Below are 2023 nucleotides of genomic sequence, written 5' to 3'. Positions count from 1 at the left end.
GAGCACGACGCGCACCTCTACCTGCGCCGGGCGCTCTCGCTGCGCGCCCTGGTCGGGTCGTCGGATGATGCGGCGTCCCGGCTGGCTGCCCTGGCGGTCGCGGGCCAGCGACGCCGGCTGAGCCTCGACCTCGACGGCCGGGACTCGGACGTCCGGCCGGCCATCCGCTCGCTCGTGGCCTCCGTCTCCGCGCCCGACCGGGCCGAGGTCAGGGCGGGCCTGGTGTCGACCGGCCTGCTGATGCCGCACTGGCCCGCGCCGTACGGCATGGGAGCGGACGCGGTGACGCAGCTCGTGGTGGACCAGGAGCTTGCGGCTGCCGGGATCTCCCGGCCGGACCTCAAGATCGCCGGCTGGGCGGTGCCGACGATCCTGGAGCACGGCACCGATGAGCAGCAGGAGCGGTTCGTGCGGCCGTCGCTGCTCGGCGAGGTCACATGGTGCCAGCTGTTCTCGGAGCCGGGAGCGGGATCGGACCTGGCGTCGCTGCGGACCCGCGCGGTCCGCGACGGCGCGGGCTGGCGGCTGACCGGGCAGAAGGTGTGGACCTCGCTGGCGCAGGAGGCCGAGTGGGCGATCTGCCTGGCGCGCACCGATCCGGACGCAGCGCAGCACCAGGGCATCACCTACTTCCTGGTCGACATGGCCAGCGAGGGCATCGACATCCGCCCGCTGCGGGAGCTGACCGGGGACGCACTGTTCAACGAGGTCTTCCTCGACGACGTGTTCGTGCCGGACGAGCTGGTCGTCGGTGCGCCCGGCGACGGCTGGAAGCTGGCACGCACCACGCTGTCCAACGAACGGGTGGCGATGGCCGGCAGCAGGCTCGGCGTCAGCACCGAGGGCTGCGTGGCGGCGGTGGGCTCGTCGGCGTCGGACCGTGCTCGGGTCGGGCACCAGGTCGCGCTCGCCACGGTGTGCTCGCTGCTCGGCGTGCGGTCGACGATGAAGTCCCTGGCCGGGCAGTCTCCGGGTGCCGAGTCGAGTGTGGCCAAGCTGCTCGGCGTCCGCAATCGACAGGAGGCCTCCGAGCTGCTCGTCGAGCTGCTCGGGACGTCGGTGCTGCTCGACGGCGAGGAGGCGCGGGCCGCGGTGCACGAGATGCTGGTGACGCGCTGCCTGTCGATCGCGGGCGGTACGACGCAGATCCTGCGCAACGTCGCGGCGGAGCGGATATTGGGTCTGCCGCGCTGACGCGCGGTGGTTGACTGGCTCGATGGTCTTCCACGTCGTCCTGCCGCCACCCGTGCGCCCCGGCGACCGCGTCGCGGTCGTATCACCCGCGTGGTGCGCTCCTGCGGTGTTCCCAGCCATCCACGAGCAGGCTCTGTCGCGGATCCGCGACCTCGGCCTGGAGCCGGTGGAGTTCCCGTTCACGCGCGTGCAGGGCACGCCGGAGGAGCGGGCGGAGGACCTGATGCTCGCCTTCGAGGACGAGTCGATCGGCTCAGTGATGGCGACCATCGGCGGCGACGACCAGATCACCGTGCTGCGGCATCTCGACCCTGCGCGGATGCTGGCTCACCCCAAGCGGTTCCTGGGCTACAGCGACAACACGAACCTCTCCAACTGGCTGTGGTTCCACGGTGTCGGTGGGGTGTACGGCGGCTCGACCGCGGTCCACCTCGGGCCGGGTCCGCGGGTCGACCCGTTGCACCTGGAGTCCTTGCGGGCCGCGCTGTTCGGCGGAGACGTTGTGCTCGCCGCGCCGCCGCGCACCTTCGACGTCGGGCTCGACTGGGCTTCGCCCTCCGCACTCCTCGACGCTCCACCGGACCTCCCCGCCTCGACGTGGCAGTGGTCCGGGCCGGCCCGGTCGGTGGCGGGGCAGGTGTGGGGCGGGTGCCTGGAGAGTGTCGAGGCGACGCTTGCCGTCGGTCGCTGGCTGCATCCGGTGTCGGCCTACGAAGGCTGCGTCCTGGCCCTGGAAGCGTCCGAGGAGATGCCACCGGCGGAGGAGTGCTTCCGGATGCTGCGCAACCTCGGCGAGCGGGGGATCCTCGGCGCCGCGGCCGCGCTGCTC

At 72.4% G+C, this 2023-nt stretch carries 2 protein-coding genes; both read left to right on the top strand.

Annotated elements, in window-relative coordinates; translation table 11 throughout:
• Positions 1-1194 (top strand): acyl-CoA dehydrogenase family protein (locus RMO85_RS11590; RefSeq protein ID WP_310528879.1); only part of this gene is annotated, 1194 nt, incomplete at its 5' end.
• A 22-nt stretch (positions 1195-1216) separates the two neighbouring features.
• Positions 1217-2023 (top strand): LD-carboxypeptidase (locus RMO85_RS11585; RefSeq protein ID WP_310528878.1); only part of this gene is annotated, 807 nt, incomplete at its 3' end.

This window comes from Nocardioides sp. (assembly GCF_031422975.1).
GTDB lineage: Bacteria > Actinomycetota > Actinomycetes > Propionibacteriales > Nocardioidaceae > Nocardioides.
The sequence above is the reverse complement of the archived record's forward strand: the minus strand, read 5'-3'. Positions and strand labels throughout refer to the sequence as shown.